This is a genomic window from Corynebacterium sp. NML 120412 (genome assembly GCF_002285155.1).
Lineage (GTDB): Bacteria > Actinomycetota > Actinomycetes > Mycobacteriales > Mycobacteriaceae > Corynebacterium > Corynebacterium gottingense.
On the sequence record NZ_NSGL01000001.1, the window covers coordinates 1,509,873 to 1,525,590 of the forward strand.

Consider the following 15,718-nt stretch of genomic DNA (forward strand, 5'->3'; position numbering starts at 1 on the left):
TGAAATCTTGCACCAAGAAAGGTTAAATGATGATGAACGCGTATTCCCGACGACAGATTCTGCTCGGCGGGCTCGCCCTCGCCGGCACCGGGGCCGTGGCCGCCTGCACCAGCGATCCTGGACCCGCTGCCTCGGCACCAAGTCCCTCCCTTCGCCCCACTCCCACCCCCACTGCGCTCGGTGAGCCGACGGTGCGCCGGAAACTGACCGCCCGGCCCCTCTCGCTGGATATCGGCGGCATCGAAGCCAAGACGTGGGGATACGTCTCTGACACCGGGGATGCGGCCATTGAGGCCACCGCCGGCGACGTCCTCCAGGTCGATATCACCAATGAACTGCCTGAGAGCACCTCCATCCACTGGCATGGCATCGCACTCCACAACGCAGCCGACGGTGTGCCCGGCATGACGCAGGACCCCATTGAACCTGGCGAGTCTTTCTCCTATGTTTTTGAAGCCCCCCCCCACGGTGGCACCTACTTCTACCATTCTCACACCGGCCTGCAGCTTGATCGCGGCCTCCACGCCCCACTGATCATCCGTGACCCGCAAGACGCTGAGGACCACGACGTCGAGTGGACCATCGTGCTCGACGACTGGGTCGATGGCATTCAGGGCACTCCCGAAGATGAGCTCGACAAGCTCACCGGAATGGGTTCGGGCGACCATAACGGGAGGATGGGAATGGGAGGTCACGGCCAGATGATGCACGGCACCCCGGACCGGGTACTGGGCGGGGATGCCGGCGATGTGATGTATCCGCACTACCTCATCAACGGACGTATCCCCCGCGCTCACCGGACCTTCGAGGCTCGCCCGGGCGACAAGGCCCGCCTGCGGTTTATCAACTCCGGCGGTGACACCATCTTCAAGGTGGCCCTCGGTGGTCACCGCATGACCGTCACCCACACCGACGGCTTCCCTGTCCAGCCCTCGGAGACCGAATCGATCTACCTGTCGATGGGCGAGCGTGTCGACGTCGAGGTCATCCTCGACGACGGCATCTTCCCGCTCACGGCTTTGGCGGTGGGTAAGGACGACCGCGCCTTCGCCGTCATCCGCACCGCCGGCGGCCAGGCCCCCAACCCCGATGTCGACTTCCCCGAGTTGTCGTCCACCGGACTGCTTCTGTCCTCCCTGAAGCCAGCAGACCGTGCACTCCTGCCCGAGGGCACACCAGACCGAGAAGTCAGCATCGACCTGGGCGGGCAGATGATGCCGTATGAATGGAGCATTCTCACCGACGGCCAATCCTCCTCCGCAACCGTGCAGGAGGGCCAGCGCCTGCGACTGGTCATGCGCAACAGGACCATGATGCCCCATCCCATGCACATCCACGGCCACACGTGGGCGCTGCCCGGCAGCGGCGGGCTACGCAAGGACACCGTCCTTCTCCGCCACGGTGAAACCATGGTCGCCGACATGATCGCTGACAACCCCGGTGAGTGGGCATTTCACTGCCATAACGCCTATCACATGGAAACCGGGATGTTCAGCTCGCTTCGCTACGAGTAACCCCCACAGCAGGATTGAGTGCCGAGGTGGGCAGAGTCGCTGCAGACCACCCGCCGGGCAGCACGATGAGCTTCCTCGGTGTTGTGGTCTTCCGGGACAACCAGAACACCGTCCTCTTCCCCACCGCCCCGGAATAAGGAAATCTAATCGATGCCGAGCACACCCCCGTAGAGCCGCCATCGCGGTTGTCGCGGTACTCACCGCCGTAACCCTGGTGGCCTGTTCCTCAGGCGACGGCGCCCGAAACGCCGTCGCCGTCGGGGGCACCTTCCAGTACCACTCACCAGGAGGCCAAACCGAGATTATCTGCGCAGAGGAGGAACGTGCCCCGCTGCCGGATTTCTCCGGCCCGTCGCTGATGGAGAAGGGTGATGAGATAAGCCTGTCTGATTTTGAAGGCGAGGTCGTCGTCCTCAACGCTTAGGGCCAGTGGTGTGCACCGTGTCAGGCGGAAGTCGATGACCTGCAGCTTGTCCAGGAGACTCTCGATCCCCTCGGCGGCACGGTGCTAGGCATCAACGTCCGTGACTACAACCAGACCATCGCCCAGGACTTCAGACTCGACAACGCGGTGACCTGTCCCTCGATCTACGACCCGCCGTTTCGTATCGCTGCGGACCCGCGCACCAATCGCCGCGTCCAGCCTCGCGCCGACTAGCATGTTGTGCATGACTGAACAGCCTGATCATCAGCCGAAGGTTTTCCGTCCGTCTCGCGAACACATCATCGGTGTTGTCCTCATGATTGGTATCGCGTTGATCGGCATTTCGTGGGCCCCGTTGGCGTTGGGGTGGCTGTTGCTGTTCCCGATCGCGTGGATTATCTGGGTGCTTTCGTCTTCAACCACTGTCGATGAGCGTGGCATCGCACTGCGTTATGTCGTGCGCCCGAACACGCACATTGCGTGGGACGAGCTCGAAGGCATTGGTTTCAAGGGGGCGCGCGCGATGGCGACAACCACGTCCGGCAAGGAGTACCCCATGCCCGGCGTGACTTTTAATTCACTGCCGGAGCTCGCGGAGTCATCGCGCGGACGAATAACGGACGTGATCACGGGCGCGCAGGAGGCTGCGGACGGCAAGTACGAGATCATCGACAAGGACAACCACCACGTTCTGCTGTCGCGCGAAGAGTATGAGGAGTACCTTAAGTCTCACCCTGATACGCCGGGCCCGCGTCCGAGCTAGCGCCCTTTCGCTTATCGACGCCCCCGTGCCCCACCCCAACCCTCGCCGTAAGGAGCTTTTCGTGATTCCCCTTCGCTCGCGCGTGACCACTGTTGGCCGCCAAGCCGCCGGTGCCCGCGCCCTCTGGCGCGCAACTGGCACGGAGGAAAGCGAGTTTGGTAAGCCGATCGTCGCGATCGTCAACTCGTACACGCAGTTCGTGCCGGGCCACGTGCACCTCAAGCACGTCGGCGACATCGTCGCTGACGCGGTGCGCAAGACGGGCGGCGTGCCGAAGGAGTTCAACACGATCGCCGTCGACGACGGCATCGCGATGGGCCACTCCGGCATGCTGTACTCCCTGCCAAGCCGTGAGATCATCTCGGACTCGGTGGAGTACATGGTCAACGCGCACACCGCCGACGCGATGGTATGCATCTCTAACTGCGACAAGATCACCCCGGGCATGCTCAACGCCGCGATGCGCCTGAACATCCCCGCGGTTTTCGTCTCCGGCGGCCCGATGGAGGCCGGCAAGGCGTTCGCGGTCGACGGTGTGACCAAGCCGAAGTCGGATCTCATCGACGCCATCGCGCTCTCCGCCAACGACGCGGTCTCCGACGAGCAGCTCGACGACATCGCCAACGGCGCCTGCCCCACCTGCGGTTCCTGCTCCGGCATGTTTACCGCGAACTCCATGAACTGCCTCACCGAGGCCCTCGGCCTCTCGCTGCCGGGCAACGGCACGACGCTGGCCACCCACACCGCCCGCCGCGACCTGTTCACCAAGGCCGGCGAGATGATCGTCGAGATGTGCAAGCGCTACTACGGCAACGGCGACGAGCGCGTCCTGCCCCGCAACATCGCTACGAAGCACGCGTTCCGCAACGCGATGGCCCTGGATATGGCGATGGGCGGCTCGACCAACACGATCCTGCACATCCTCGCCGCCGCGCAGGAGGGTGAGGTCGACTTCGACCTCACCGACATCGACGAGCTCTCCCACGTCATCCCCTGTCTGTCCAAGGTCGCGCCGAACGGCGAGGCGCACGTCGAGGATGTGCACCGCGCCGGCGGCATCCCCGCCATCCTCGGCGAGCTGCACCGCGGGGGCCTGTTGCTTGACGACGTCCACTCGGTCGCCTACAACTCCCTCACCGATTGGCTCAGCGACTGGGACATTCGCGGCGACCACCCGCTCGACGAGGCCGTCGAGCTCTACCACGCAGCCCCGGGCGGCAACCGCACCACCGAGGCGTTCTCGCAGTCGGCCCGCTGGGACTGCCTTGACACCGACTCCGCCAACGGCGTGATCCACGACCTGGAGCACCCCATCACCTCCGACGGCGGCCTGGTCGTCCTGCGCGGCAACCTCGCCCCGGACGGCGCGATCCTCAAGACCGCGGGCGTCGAGGAAGGGCTCTGGGAGTTCACCGGCCCGGCTCGCGTGGTCGACTCGCAGGAGCAGGCGGTATCTATGATTCTGAACCGCGAGGTGCTCGAGGGCGAGGTCGTCGTGATCCGCTACGAGGGCCCGTCGGGCGGCCCGGGTATGCAGGAGATGCTGCACCCGACGTCCTTCCTCAAGGGCGCTGGCCTGGGGAAAAAGTGCGCGCTGATCACCGACGGCCGCTTCTCCGGCGGCACTTCCGGCCTGTCCATCGGCCACATCTCCCCCGAGGCTGCGCACGGCGGCCTGATCGGCCTGATCGAGAACGGCGACACCATCGCCATTTCGGTGGCGAACCGCGAGCTGAAGCTGGACGTGCCGGAGGAGGAGTTGCGGAAGCGTCGAGAAGCGATGGAGGCGTCGGAGCGCCCTTGGACGCCGAACCGCGTCCGAGAGGTGTCGAAGGCGCTGCGCGCCTACGCAAAGATGGCGACCAGCGCCGACAAGGGCGCGGTCCGCCAGGTGGATTAATTCGCGAGCGGGTTCACGCCGGTGCCGAACCACCAGATCAACCCGGCGGCGACCACGCCGAGCAGCGCGCAGATCCAGCTCCACGCGATGGGGCGGCGCGCCCACGAACGGGTGGCGTCCACCCCGTAGAAGCCCGGGCCGGTGAATTGCTGGCCCAGTGCCAGGCCGAACAGGATGATCGGCAGCCACGCCTCGGCGCCCCAGGCGAAGACGTTCCAGGAGTCGGTGGCGTCGACGATGCCGTGCACCGCCATGAACCCGGTCACGGCGACCGCCACCATCGACGCGATCGGCGAGAGCAGCCCGAGCACGAGGAAGACGCCGGCGGCGAGCTGCAGGATCGGCACCACGATGGCCAGGCCGTCGCCGTACGCGTAGTCGCCAAACGCGTCACGCAGCTCGGAGATGCCGTCGGAGCCGCCGAGGCGGAAGAGCGTGGTCACGGACGCGACGATGAGCCAGCCGCCGAGCAGGAGGCGCAGCAGCAGCAGCCCAAAGTCAATGGTGCCGCGCTTCGCCCGCGGCTCCTCGACGCGCACCGGCTCCGGTTCTGCCACGGCTGGGGTCGGGTCGAGGTGTACGGTCTCGGTCGGCGATTCGGGGAACACCTCGGTCGGCGCAGCCTTGCCGGTCAGTGTCGCGGGCTGTTCGCTTGTCGACGCCCCCACCGCCGTACTCCCGGCAGTGCCCTCATTGCCGAGCGGCGCGTACGGCAGGCCGTCGAGCGGATCGAAATCATCAGGAGTGACGTCGCGTGCGTTCTTCTTGTCCATGCCTGTAAATCTATGCCACGCGCCCCACGGCCGCTGGCAATCTCCTCGGCGCGCCCCCGCAAAACTTGGCTGACACGTCATCGTTTCGCGTGGATACTCGAGTCCATGATCTCCACCCCAGCACGCAACGCGTCCCCGGACGGCGAGTTCGTCCGCGACACCACCTATATCGCCGACCCCTTTAGCGCCGACCTCGCCCCGGGCAGCGCCCCGCAGCCCGCCGACGACGGCACCTGCGCCTGGCCCGTCGAGCCGGGCCGCTACCGGCTCATGGCGGCGCGCGCCTGCCCATGGGCGCACCGCGCGATCATCGTCCGCCGCCTCCTCGGCCTCGACTTCCTCAAAGACGCCTATGAGGCGCGTTTCCCGGGCTATCCGCGTGGGATTACGGTGCCGGTGATCGTCGAGAAGCAAACGCGCGCCGCGGTTACGAACGACTTCCGCCGCATCCCCGTCGACTTCCAGGACGCCTGGGCGGCCCACCACCGCGACGGCGCCCCCGACCTCTACCCGCGCGAGCTGCGCGCCGAGATCGACGAGGTCGCGGACCGCGTCTACCGCCACATCAACAACGGCGTGTACCGCGCAGGATTCGCCGGCTCGCAGGACGCGTACGAGGAGGCCTACGCCGACCTCTGGGAGCACATGGACTGGCTGGAGGACCACCTCTCGCGGCACCGCTTCCTCGTGGGCGAGCACATCACGCTTGCCGACGTCTACCTCTACCCCACCCTCGTCCGCTTCGACCCCGTCTACGTCGGCCACTTCAAGGCGTCACGCAACCGCATCGCGCAGATGCCCAACCTGCGCGGTTACCTCCAGAGCTCTTCCAGCTCCCGGGCTTCGGCGACACCACCGACTTCCAAGAAATCAAGGAGCACTATTACATCACCCACGCGGAGATCAACCCCACCGGCGTCGTCCCCGCGGGCCCCGACATGCGCTGGCTTATCGACGCCCACGAGCGCCACCTCCTCCCCGGCTCCCCCTTCGCCGACGGGGTCACCCCGCCGCGCCCTGTCCGCGCCGGCGAGGAGGTCAAGCACCCCGCGCCGTTCCAGCGCTAGTCGCGCGTGCCGCCGAGAACGCGCAGCGCCGCCCCGTCGAGGCGCATCGTCGACCAGTCGCCCATATCGTCGGCGCCCATCGCGTTGTAGAAGCCGATGGACGGCGTGTTCCACTTCAGCACGGACCACTCGACGCGGCGGTAGTCGTTCTTGACCGCGATGCGCGCAAGCTCCTGCAGCAGCGCCGTGCCGATCCCCTTGCCGCGGCACTCCTCGCGGACGTAGAGATCCTCCAGCCAGATGCCGTGGCGGCCCTCCCAGGTGGAGTAGCTCAAGAACCACAGGGCCATCCCCTCGAGTTCGCCGTCGTTGTCCGCCACCAGCGCGAATACACTCGGGTTCTCGCCGAAGAGGTGGTCGCGGACGTCCTGCTCGGTCGACGTCACCGCGTCGGGCTCCTTCTCGTAGAGCGCGAGCTCGTTGATCATGGCGTAGATGGCGGCAGCATCGGCGTCGGTGGCCTGGCGGATTGTCGTCATGGGTCGTTAGCTTAGGCGAGAGCGGGCGGATTCCAGAATTGGGAGACACCAACGACCCTGCCGCGCCCTCAATGTCACGAGAAGGTCACGTTTTACTGTGCGAAACGGTCCCGCGGCCGAGGCAGCGCTGTGCGCACGCTGAGCGCGCGTGCGGGGCGATACGCTGGCGTTTCTTGGGGTGGGTGGTGGCGTCGAGAAGCGAAAAATGCCCGTACACACGCAAAATGGCCATTCGCGGGGGCGAGCGTGCTTTGTTAATATCGCCCCGGTTCATTTTTATCGTACGACTATTTTTCTAGGATCATTCCATGAAACAGACAATTCAGGTGGCCATGGCGCTCGTCGGCCTGCTCGTCGGCGCCGGCTTCGCCTCCGGCCAGGAAGTCATCCAGTACTTCCTCGCCTTCGGCTACATCGGCATCGTCGGTGCCGTGATCTCCGGCATCATCATCTTCGTCGTCGGCACCACCATCTTCCAGCTCGGCTCGTACTACCTTGCCGACGACCACTCCGTGGTGTTCAACCGCGTGTCCAGCCCAATCGTGTCCAAGTACATGGACTACGCCACCATGTTCAGCCTCTTCGCGTTCGGCTTCGTCATGGTCGCCGGCGCCGGCTCCAACCTCAACCAGCAGTTCGGCTTCGCCCCGTGGATCGGCGCGACCATCATGACCGTCCTGCTCGTCCTCTCTGGCTTCCTCGACGTGGACCGCATCACGCAGGTCATCTCCGTCATCACGCCGTTCCTCATCATCGCCGTTTTCGTGGCGTTTGGCATCACCATCATGCACATGCCCGACAGCCTGCACGCGATGAACGACATCGCCCTGCAGCAGTCCCCCGCCGACGGCGTGTTTAACAACTGGCTGCTCTCCGCCGTCAACTACGGCACGCTGGTCAACATCATGGCGGTGTCGATGATGCTGGTCATCGCCGGCTCGCAGATGAACCCGCGCACCGCCGGCGTCGGCGGCCTGCTCGGCGGCCTCATCTTCGCCATCATGCTGGTCATCCTGAACTTCATCCTGTTCTTCAACATGGACAAAGTCGCGGGCAAGGACATGCCGCTGCTCGCCGTGTTTGACTCGATGCACCCGGTTGTCGGCGTCATCGTCTCCATCATCATCTACATGATGATCTACAACACCGCCGTCGGCATGTTCTACGCCATGGCCCGCCGCTTGACCAACAAGCACCCGGAGCGCTTCCGCATGGTGTACTTCATCGTGGTCGGCATCGGCTTCCTGCTGTCCTTCGTCGGCTTCGCTGACCTGATCAGCTGGGTGTACCCGGCGATCGGCTACCTGGGCATCATCCTGACCATCGCCATCATCGTCGGCTGGTTCAACGACCGCGACAACATCAAGGAGGAGACCAGCCGCCGCGAGCGTCTCGCTGAGCTCGCCGAGACCGCGCTCGACCCGTCCGAGGACGAGCTGACCGCCAAGGAGCGCAAGGAAGTGGAGCGGCTCGCCTCCGAGTCCCACGTCGAGGACTCCGACCTGTGGCACTCTGTCCAGGAGGAGGTCGCAGCAAACCTCGACGCTGACGAGGAGAACGAGTTCAACCTCGAGGACGCCCCCTCCCTCGACCCGGATCACGACGACTACGAGGGCGCGCCGGAGTCCGACGGCGACGGCATCGACTGGGACGCCTACAAGGAGGTCTACGAGACCGGGAGCTTCCCCGCCGTCGACCCGAACTCACCCAACGGCGTCAAGGGCAACGACGACACCCCGGGCGGCAGCACCGCGGTGAAGTAGCAGCTTCTCGACGCCCCCGCGCACGCAAAAAGGCGCTCCTGGTCCAAGACCGGGAGCGCCTTTCGTCGTGAAGCGCGAACTGCGCCTAGGCGAGCTTCGCGGCGATCATCTTGTTGACCTCGCCCGGGTCAGCCTTGCCCTGGGTGGCCTTCATGACAGCGCCCACGATCGCGCCCGTGACCTTCTTGTTGCCCGCGCGGTACTTCTCCACGATGTCCGGGTTCGCAGCCAGCGCGTCGTCGATCGCCTTCTCGATGGCGCCGTCGTCGCGCACGACCTCGAGGCCGCGCGCAGCGACCACCTCGTCCACGGTGCCCTCGCCGGCGATGACGCCGTCGATCGCCTGGCGGCCGAGCTTGGTGGTCAGCTTGCCTTCCTTGACCAACTCAACCACGCGCGCGACGTCGGCGGGGGTGACGCCGATCGCGTCGAGGTCCTTGCCTGCCTCGTTCGCCTTCGCCTGGATGTAGGAGACCCACCAGGCCCGGGCCTCGTCCGGCGTCGTGCCGGCCTCTACGGTGTCCACCACCAGGTCGAGCGCACCGGCGTTGACCAGGTCGCGGAACTCCTTCTCCGGCAGCTGCCATTCCTCCTGGATGCGCGCGCGGCGCACCCACGGCAGCTCCGGCAGCGTCTGGCGGATCTCCTCGACCCACTCCGGCTTCGCAATCACGGGCGGCAGGTCCGGGTCGTTGAAGTAGCGGTACTCGCTCGCCTCCTCCTTCGGGCGGCCCTTGGAGGTGGAGCCGTCCTTCTCTTGGTAGTGGCGGGTCTCTTGAACGATCTCGCCGCCGTCATCAAGCACCTGGGCCTGGCGCTGCATCTCGAAGCGCACCGCCTGTTCGACGGACTTCAGCGAGTTGATGTTCTTCGTCTCGGTGCGCGTGCCGAACTTCTCCTGGCCGATGGGGCGCAGGGACAGGTTGGCGTCGCAGCGCATCGAGCCCTGGTCCATGCGCGCGTCGGACACGCCGAGGGCCTTGACCAGCTCGCGCAGCGCGCCGACGTACGCCTTCGCCACCTCGGGGGCGCGCTCGCCGGCGCCGATGATCGGCTTGGTCACGATCTCAATGAGCGGGATGCCGGCGCGGTTGCAGTCCACCAGCGAGGCGGTCGCGCCCGTGATACGGCCGGACGAGGAACCGAGGTGCGTGAGCTTGCCGGTGTCCTCCTCCATGTGGGCGCGCTCGATCTCCACGCGCCACTCGGTGCCGTCCTCCAGCTGCACGTCGAGGTAGCCGTCGTGCGCGATCGGCTCGTCGTACTGCGAGATCTGGTAGTTCTTCGGCTGGTCCGGGTAGAAGTAGTTCTTGCGCGCGAAGCGGGAGCTCTCCGCGATCTCGCAGTTGAGCGCCAGGCCGATCTTGATCGCCCACTCGACGCCCTTCGCGTTGACCACGGGCAGCGCGCCCGGCAGGCCGAGCGAGACCGGGTCAATATTGGTGTTGGGTTCAGCACCGAAGTGCGCGGAGGCGGTGGAGAACATTTTCGTCTCCGTGGCCAGCTCCACGTGCACCTCGAGCCCCATGACGGGGTCGTACTTTTCCAGTACTTCGTCGTAATCCATCAAGTCGTAGGCAGTCATGCGCCCCATTCTACTAATCCACGCGCACGTTCTCCCCGCCAGTGCACCATTGCGAGCGAACATACGCTTCCTTATCATCGTCGCCGTGCGTTACCCCGATTTCTCAGACTCCCCGACCAGAACGGGCACGGTGATCGTAGTGCTCGTTGGCCTCCTCGTGCTCGCGGCACCATTCGCCGCCCGCGCCGTGGTGAGCAACCCCGCTCCGCAGGCAGAACCGGTTTCCGCAGGCAGTGTCACGCTTGTCGACGCCCACGGCACCCCACTCGTCTGCCCGCGCACCGAGAACCGCCCGGCGCAGGACGACACCGGCGTCGGCGGCATGTGGACGTGGGACTGCGCCAACGACGTGAAGGCGAGCGCCCGCGTCGAGCTCTCCCCCGCCGACGGCGAGGCGCCCGCGGCCCTGACACGCTACTTCTGGCAGATGACCAGCGGCGAGGACCTCCGCCCGGACGACATCACCCACCCCGCTCACCACGTCGCGGTGGGCCAGCGCGGTGACATCGCTGCCGCTTCCGTCCAACGCGGCAACACCACCACCTACTTCAGTGCGAGCGGTGGCGATGGCGTCGACCTCATTTCCCGGCTCGCCGCGGAGGAGGCGATGCGCCAGTGAGTGGCTTCCGCCTCCCCCAGGTCTTCGTCGGGCTGATCTTTACCACCCTGCTGGCCTACTCCGGCTACAGCTACGTGCAGATCCCGTGGCGCCCCGTGTTCGCCGGCATTTCGGTGGCAATTGTCATCGCGCTGCTGCTCATCGCATGGGTGTTGCTGCGCCGCCACCCCGGCCGCCCGGATTCGCGCTGGTGCCTCCCCGCAGCCGTACTCGCGGGCATGGCGCTCACCGGCCCCATGGGCCCGGTCAACTCCGCCTTCCAGGAGGCTGCGGCGAGCCTGCCGAGCGTGGTCTTCTACGCCATTTCGCCGTTCCCGGAAGAAACGGCGAAGCTGCTGCTGGTGCTTGCCGCCGTGTCGGCGTTCGCGCCGGTGTCCCGCCGGATCGAGGTGGCGGTCGTCGGCATGGCCGTCGGAGCCGGCTTCTTTATCGCAGAAACCATGTCGTTTGCCGCAATCGCCGCCGCGACCGACCTGGAGTCTGATTTCGCCGACGGCACGTTGACCTACGCGGTACGGCTCATCATGTCGCCGTTCGCCCACGCACTGTACACGGGGCTCGCCGCGTGGGGCCTTGGCGCGTTGCTGTGCCGGACCGACCGCTCGCTGTCGTGGAGGCTACAGCGCGTCGCTGGCTGGTTCCTCCTCGCGGTGTGCGTCCACGGCGCCTTCAACGCGTCGTCAGAGCTCCCCGGGGCCGCGGGACTCATCGCGATGCTGGTCACCGTTGCGGCCAGCTGGAGCTTGCTGGTTTGGTGCTACCGACGCTCACGGGCAGTCGGCGCCGACGCGGCGACTGAGTCCCACACTTCGCGGTAGCTCTCGGCCAGACTGTCCACTGTTTCGTGGGCGTTGAGCCCGCTCGGGTTGCCCACCACCCAGACGGGCACCCCGGCAAGGCGTTCGGGCTGCAGTCCGCGCTTGGCTTTCGGAGCACGGTAGGCGTCGCGAAAAGCCCCGATGCCCACGACCATGACCACGTCAGGCCGATGCCGCGCGACGCACGCGCGTACTTTGTCGCCACCCGCAACGAGCTCCTCGCGTGTCAGTGCTGAGGCTCGCGGCGTCATGCGGTCAACAAAGTTGGTAAAACCAATGCCCATTCCGGCGAGCATGGCGGCGTCTTCATCTGCGAGCCCTCGCTCGGCGTGCACCCGGTACGGCGTGATGCCGGCGCGCTCGAGCGCGGGCCAGAACCGGTTTCCGGGGTGGGCGAACGGGGCGTCGACCTCTTCCGTCAGCCGACCGGGGTTAATCCCCACCACCAGCAGGCGGCAGGGGTCCGGGATCCGATCCCGCATCTAGCCAAACATCGCCTTCGCCGTGGTGTAGCGGTGCGCCGGCACGCTCTTCAGGTGCGCAACCGCGTTGTCCAGCGGGACGAGGTCGATGTCCTCGCCGTGCAGCGCCACGCAGGTGTCAAAGTTGCCCTCGTGCGCCGCGCGCGCCGCGTGGACGCCGTAGCGGGTAGCCAGGACGCGGTCGTACGCGGTGGGCGTACCGCCGCGCTGGATGTGGCCCAACACGGTGGTGCGCACGTCGTAGCCCAGGCGCTTCTTGATCTCGTCAGCGACGATCTGGCCCATGCCGTTGAAGGTGATGTGGCCGAACTCGTCCTCCTCGCCCAGGCTGCCGTCCATGGTGCCTTCCTTCGGGGTGGCGCCCTCTGCGACGACGACAATGCCGTACTTCTCGCCCATCTGGAAGCGGCGCTCCATCGCCTTGCAGATCTCGGCGATGTCAAACGGCTCCTCGGGGATCACGGTGTAGTGCGCGCCGCCGGCCATGCCGGCGTGCAGCGCGATCCAGCCGACGTGGCGGCCCATCACCTCGACGATAAGGATGCGGTTGTGCGATTCTGCGGTGGTGTGCAGGCGGTCGATCGCGTCGGTGGCGACGGAGACGGCGGTGTCGAAGCCGAAGGTGTAGTCGGTCGCCGCGACATCGTTATCAATGGTCTTCGGCACGCCCACAACGGGGATGCCGTTGTCCGCCAGCCACTTCGCGCCCTTGAGGGTGCCCTCGCCGCCGATGGCAATCAGCGCGTCGATCTCCGCGTCGGCCAGGTTTTCCTTGATGGTGTCAATCCCGGCTTTGAACTTGTCCGGGTGCAGGCGGCCGGTGCCCAGGATCGTGCCGCCGCGCAGCAGGATCGAGTCGATGAACGCGTCGTCGTACAGGTCGACGCGGCGATCCTCCATGAGGCCGACCCAACCGTCCTGGTAGCCGACGACGGTCGAGCCGTACTCGGCGCTGGCAGTGCGGACAATTCCACGGATGACGGCGTTGAGCCCTGGGCAGTCGCCGCCGGAAGTTAGTGTCGCAAGTCGCATAACTGCCACCTTAGCGCGTTTGCCAGGAAGCTGGCCGACCGAGCTGGTGGCGTGGGCGTCGAAAAGCGAATTAGCGGTCGCTCTTGAGGAAAAACGAGCTGACCGCACCGATGAGCATCGCCGCGAGCGGGATGAGCACAGCCCAGCGCACCGACACTGCGATGTCGCCGGAGACGAGCACGGCGCCGACGAGCGCTACGCCGAGCACGCTGCCCACCTGGCGCAACGTGTTGTACAGCCCGGAGGCCGCGCCCGAGTCCTCCTCGGGCACCGAGCGCATCGTGGTCGTGGCATTCGGCGCCCACGTGAACGCGCTGCCCACGCCGAAGACCGCGGCGAGCAGCGCGACCCAGAGCGGGTTCGCACCGGTGCGCACGACGGCGTACGTGGCGAGCAGAGCGATGCTCATCGTGCCGAAGCCGAACACGCACAGCACCTTGGGGCGCATCTTGTCCGACAGCACGCCGGCCACCGGCGTGAGCACGAGCGCGACGATAGACATCGGGGCGGTGAGCAGGCCCGCGCGTGCCGACGACACCTCCATGACGGTTTGCAGCCAGTACATCATCGGGATGAACATCGACGCTGCCGTGAAGCCCAGGGCGGCGACCCCGAGGGTGCCCAGGGCGAAGTTGCTGTCGCGGAACAGCCCGACGGGCAGGAACCCGTGGTCGCGCCCGCTCACGCCGCGCCAGATGATGAGCGCGACGCCGCACAGGCCGAGCACGATGGCGACCACGTTGCCGTACTGAATGCCGTAGATGAGCAAACCCAGGCCGGCGAAGGAGAGCGCGACCGACGCCAGGTCTATCTGCGCGGGCGACGACGGCAGCCGCGGCACCCACGCGAACGCCGCGCACAGCGCGACGACGCCCAGGACAGCTTGGGCGATGAATCCGGCGCGCCACCCGCCGGCGTCGATGATCGCGCCACCGACCACCGGGCCAGTGAGCGAGGCGATGGAACCGATGACGCCCCACGCGGCGAACGCGCGGCCGCGCTTGTGCTGCGGGAAGACGCGGTTGATCATCCCGAAAGCCTGCGGGAGGAAAATCGCGGAGCCGACACCCTGGATGGCGCGCGCGAGGACGAGCCCCCACAGGTGCGAGGAGCTCGCGGCGATCGCGAGCGCCGCGACGTAGATGCTCAGGCCGGTAAGGAAGACGGGGCGTTGCCCGTACTTGTCACCAAGCCGCCCGGTCACCGGCATGGGCACGACGGTGCACAGCAGGTAAACGCTGGTGAGCCAGACCGCGTCGCCGACCTCGTAGGGCAGCCGCGGGGTGATCACCGGCATAAGGCCTTGGTCCACAAGGATGAGGAAGTAGCCCGCGGCGAGCGCCGCGAGCGTCACCCAGGGGTTGGGGCCAGAGTGGGGTGCCACCGAGCGCCCCGCCGACGTCACAGAAGTTGTCACGAAAGGGGTCCTCTCAGGGTCTCGGGGGTTGGGATGGGCGACGCGTTACTTGTCTGCGTCGCGGCCGGTCTCGTAGGCGGCGCCGACGCGGTAGAGGCGCGCGTCCTCGAACGCCGGGGCGATGAGCTGCAGGCCGACCGGCAGACCCGTGTCGTCCGCCTTGCCGGCGGGCACGGACATGCCCGGCAGGCCGGCGAGGTTCAGCGGCAGGGTGAACAGGTCGAAGTTGTACATGGCCAGCGGGTCGTCGACCTTTTCGCCGAGCTTGAAGGCGGTGGACGGCACGGCGGGGGCCGCGATGACGTCGCAAAGCTCGAATGCACGGGCGAAGTCCTGCGCGATGAGGGTGCGCACGCGCTGTGCCTGCAGGTAGTAGGCGTCGTAGTAGCCCACCGACAGGGCGTAGGTGCCGAGGATGATGCGGCGCTTGACCTCGGAGCCGAAGCCGGCGCCGCGGGAGGCGGCCATGACCTGCTCGGCAGAGTGCTCGCCGTCGTCGCCCTCGCGCAGGCCGTAGCGCATGCCGTCGAAGCGCGCGAGGTTGGAAGACATCTCCGACATCTGGATGATGTAGTAGGCGCCCATCACGTCGTCGAAGTGCGGGCAGTCCACCTCCACGATCTCCGCGCCCTGGGCCTCGAGCTGGGCAAAGGCGGCGTCGATGCGCGCGTTGACCCCGTCCTGGGTGCCGGGGCGCTGGAACTGCTTGACCTTGCCCACCTTGACCCCGGTGAGGTCGCCGCTGGCGCCTTCGCGGGCGGCGTCCGCAAGCGGTGCCACCGGACGGTCCACGCTGGTCGCGTCGAACTCGTCGTGGCCGCCGATGATCTCGTGCAGCAGCGCGGTGTCCAGCACGTTGTTGGCGCAGGGGCCGACCTGGTCCAGCGAAGACGCGCAGGCCACGACGCCGTAGCGGGAGACGCCGCCGTAGGTCGGCTTCACGCCGACGGTGCCAGTCAGCGACGCCTGTCTCTTATACACACCTAGATGTGTATAAGAGACAGGGGGGAGCGGTGCGTCGACCTCTTCCGTCAGCCGACCGGGGTTGATCCCCCCCACCAGCAGGCGGCAGGGATCCGGGG

General features: G+C 66.6%; 12 protein-coding genes and 3 pseudogenes. 8 read left to right on the forward strand and 7 right to left on the reverse strand.

The window, feature by feature from the left end; genetic code table 11:
* The first annotated feature begins 29 nt into the window (after positions 1-29).
* The 4 genes and pseudogenes from CKJ84_RS06860 to ilvD all read left to right on the forward strand — a co-directional run bounded on the left by CKJ84_RS06860 (position 30) and on the right by ilvD (position 4,601).
* The gene (locus CKJ84_RS06860) at positions 30-1,514 is read left to right on the forward strand and encodes a multicopper oxidase family protein (protein WP_095546344.1); all 1,485 of its coding nucleotides are present in this window, start codon (positions 30-32) and stop codon (positions 1,512-1,514) included.
* A gap of 133 nt (positions 1,515-1,647) precedes the next feature.
* Positions 1,648-2,130, forward strand: a pseudogene (locus CKJ84_RS06865) (TlpA family protein disulfide reductase); the annotation flags it as partial.
* Positions 2,131-2,182: 52 nt separating this feature from the next.
* A complete protein-coding gene (locus CKJ84_RS06870) occupies positions 2,183-2,701 on the forward strand; it encodes a PH domain-containing protein (protein ID WP_095546345.1) in 519 nt (172 codons plus the stop codon).
* 61 nt (positions 2,702-2,762) lie between these two features.
* Positions 2,763-4,601: a dihydroxy-acid dehydratase gene (ilvD, locus tag CKJ84_RS06875; protein WP_198949247.1), complete on the forward strand. Its 1,839-nt coding sequence runs from the start codon at positions 2,763-2,765 to the stop codon at positions 4,599-4,601.
* Here the strand turns inward: ilvD and CKJ84_RS06880 are convergent.
* Positions 4,598-5,455 (reverse strand): DoxX family protein, encoded by an 858-nt coding sequence (locus tag CKJ84_RS06880; RefSeq protein WP_369801159.1) that lies wholly within the window; start codon positions 5,453-5,455, stop codon positions 4,598-4,600. The two genes, ilvD and CKJ84_RS06880, sit on opposite strands and share 4 nt — an antisense overlap.
* A gap of 24 nt (positions 5,456-5,479) precedes the next feature.
* On the opposite strand from CKJ84_RS06880, the pseudogene CKJ84_RS06885 reads away from it, so the two are divergent.
* Positions 5,480-6,441 (forward strand): annotated as a pseudogene (locus CKJ84_RS06885) (glutathione S-transferase C-terminal domain-containing protein).
* On the opposite strand, the gene CKJ84_RS06890 reads toward CKJ84_RS06885, so the two are convergent.
* Positions 6,438-6,920, reverse strand: a complete 483-nt coding sequence (locus CKJ84_RS06890; protein WP_095546347.1) for a GNAT family N-acetyltransferase — start codon at positions 6,918-6,920, stop codon at positions 6,438-6,440. The pseudogene CKJ84_RS06885 and the gene CKJ84_RS06890 sit on opposite strands and share 4 nt — an antisense overlap.
* Positions 6,921-7,228: 308 nt before the next feature.
* Here CKJ84_RS06890 and CKJ84_RS06895 point away from each other — a divergent pair, with 308 nt between their 5' ends.
* Complete coding sequence (locus tag CKJ84_RS06895) at positions 7,229-8,683, forward strand: hypothetical protein (RefSeq protein WP_095546348.1); 1,455 nt, start codon at positions 7,229-7,231, stop codon at positions 8,681-8,683.
* An 85-nt stretch (positions 8,684-8,768) separates the two neighbouring features.
* Here the strand turns inward: CKJ84_RS06895 and gatB are convergent, their stop codons facing one another.
* Positions 8,769-10,268 carry an Asp-tRNA(Asn)/Glu-tRNA(Gln) amidotransferase subunit GatB gene (gatB, locus tag CKJ84_RS06900; RefSeq protein WP_095546436.1) on the reverse strand — a complete coding sequence of 500 codons (1,500 nt, stop codon included), beginning with the start codon at positions 10,266-10,268 and terminating at the stop codon, positions 8,769-8,771.
* Positions 10,269-10,353: 85 nt separating this feature from the next.
* On the opposite strand from gatB, the gene CKJ84_RS06905 reads away from it, so the two are divergent.
* Positions 10,354-10,887, forward strand: a complete 534-nt coding sequence (locus CKJ84_RS06905) for a hypothetical protein (protein ID WP_143340328.1) — start codon at positions 10,354-10,356, stop codon at positions 10,885-10,887.
* The gene (locus CKJ84_RS06910) at positions 10,884-11,705 is read left to right on the forward strand and encodes a PrsW family intramembrane metalloprotease (RefSeq protein WP_095546350.1); all 822 of its coding nucleotides are present in this window, start codon (positions 10,884-10,886) and stop codon (positions 11,703-11,705) included. The genes CKJ84_RS06905 and CKJ84_RS06910 overlap by 4 nt, the downstream gene beginning before the upstream one ends.
* Here the strand turns inward: CKJ84_RS06910 and CKJ84_RS06915 are convergent.
* The 4 genes and pseudogenes from CKJ84_RS06915 to CKJ84_RS06930 form a co-directional block, all read right to left on the reverse strand.
* Positions 11,645-12,187 carry a mismatch-specific DNA-glycosylase gene (locus tag CKJ84_RS06915; RefSeq protein WP_095535029.1) on the reverse strand — a complete coding sequence of 181 codons (543 nt, stop codon included), beginning with the start codon at positions 12,185-12,187 and terminating at the stop codon, positions 11,645-11,647. The genes CKJ84_RS06910 and CKJ84_RS06915 overlap by 61 nt on opposite strands.
* Positions 12,188-13,219: a 6-phosphofructokinase gene (locus CKJ84_RS06920; RefSeq protein ID WP_095546351.1), complete on the reverse strand. Its 1,032-nt coding sequence runs from the start codon at positions 13,217-13,219 to the stop codon at positions 12,188-12,190. It abuts the gene before it with no gap.
* A gap of 70 nt (positions 13,220-13,289) precedes the next feature.
* Entirely contained in the window at positions 13,290-14,636 is a 1,347-nt protein-coding gene (locus CKJ84_RS06925) for an MFS transporter (protein WP_233125527.1), read from the reverse strand.
* A gap of 45 nt (positions 14,637-14,681) precedes the next feature.
* A pseudogene (locus tag CKJ84_RS06930) lies at positions 14,682-15,602 on the reverse strand (amidase family protein); the annotation flags it as partial.
* Positions 15,603-15,718 lie beyond the last annotated feature (116 nt).

Bases quoted from the DNA above. Each gene is read 5' to 3' on its own strand.
- CKJ84_RS06860 (WP_095546344.1), top strand. From the start codon at position 30: ATGATGAACGCGTATTCCCGACGACAGATTCTGCTCGGCGGGCTCGCC.
- CKJ84_RS06870 (WP_095546345.1), top strand. From the start codon at position 2,183: ATGACTGAACAGCCTGATCATCAGCCGAAGGTTTTCCGTCCGTCTCGC.
- CKJ84_RS06880 (WP_369801159.1), bottom strand. From the start codon at position 5,455: ATGACGTGTCAGCCAAGTTTTGCGGGGGCGCGCCGAGGAGATTGCCAG.
- CKJ84_RS06890 (WP_095546347.1), bottom strand. From the start codon at position 6,920: ATGACGACAATCCGCCAGGCCACCGACGCCGATGCTGCCGCCATCTAC.
- CKJ84_RS06895 (WP_095546348.1), top strand. From the start codon at position 7,229: ATGAAACAGACAATTCAGGTGGCCATGGCGCTCGTCGGCCTGCTCGTC.
- gatB (WP_095546436.1), bottom strand. From the start codon at position 10,268: ATGACTGCCTACGACTTGATGGATTACGACGAAGTACTGGAAAAGTAC.
- CKJ84_RS06915 (WP_095535029.1), bottom strand. From the start codon at position 12,187: ATGCGGGATCGGATCCCGGACCCCTGCCGCCTGCTGGTGGTGGGGATT.
- CKJ84_RS06920 (WP_095546351.1), bottom strand. From the start codon at position 13,219: ATGCGACTTGCGACACTAACTTCCGGCGGCGACTGCCCAGGGCTCAAC.